General features: G+C 37.8%; 2 protein-coding genes. Both read left to right on the plus strand.

The window, feature by feature from the left end:
* Window positions 1-332, plus strand: a 332-nt coding sequence (locus W5W_RS15370) for an RNA polymerase sigma factor (RefSeq protein WP_238533196.1), incomplete at its 5' end; no start/stop codon positions are given.
* A 98-nt stretch (window positions 333-430) separates the two neighbouring features.
* Window positions 431-613 (plus strand): hypothetical protein (locus tag W5W_RS16465; protein ID WP_238533197.1); only part of this gene is annotated, 183 nt, incomplete at its 3' end.

Genomic DNA, 613 nt, shown 5'->3' on the forward strand with positions numbered 1-613 from the left:
CTTGGATGTATCGTGTGTCTATTTGCCGTTATATTGATAAATACCGGCGTGATAAGCATTATATGGAAATCCTGAGACGAGATTTTTTTACAAAGGGAAATCAATTGATTGTTGAAGGATCAGACTACGACTTTCTCATGGAGGAGGTGGAAAAGTTGCCAATGCGGGATAAAATCATGTTGGATCTTTATTATTTTCAAGGGTTCTCAACAGGCGAAATAGCAGAAGTGCTTCATTATTCTAACAGCAAGGTCAAGGTTCAGCTCATGCGCAGTCGAAATAAACTTCGACAGGTTTTGGAAAAGAAAGGATATTATCATGGAAACTTTTGAAATCGTTGCAAAGAAAAACAAAAGAGAAATAGAAAGCGAATCATTCTCTGGTCAACAACAGTAGTGGTAGTATTTTTGGAATATATATTGGTGCTCGTATGATTACGGGAAAACTCATCAGCAACCAAGCTTGGAAGGTAGTCAATGAGGTACAACTATTTGAAAGCGTTGCCTTTCCTAATATTGAAACTTATACCTGGTCTGCTAATGGTGGGGACATGCTCCATGGTGGTATTAAAGGTAGACAAGCTAAAGATATTTATGGAATTCCACTCGACTAT

Source organism: Actinomyces massiliensis 4401292 (assembly GCF_000269805.1).
GTDB lineage: Bacteria > Actinomycetota > Actinomycetes > Actinomycetales > Actinomycetaceae > Actinomyces > Actinomyces massiliensis.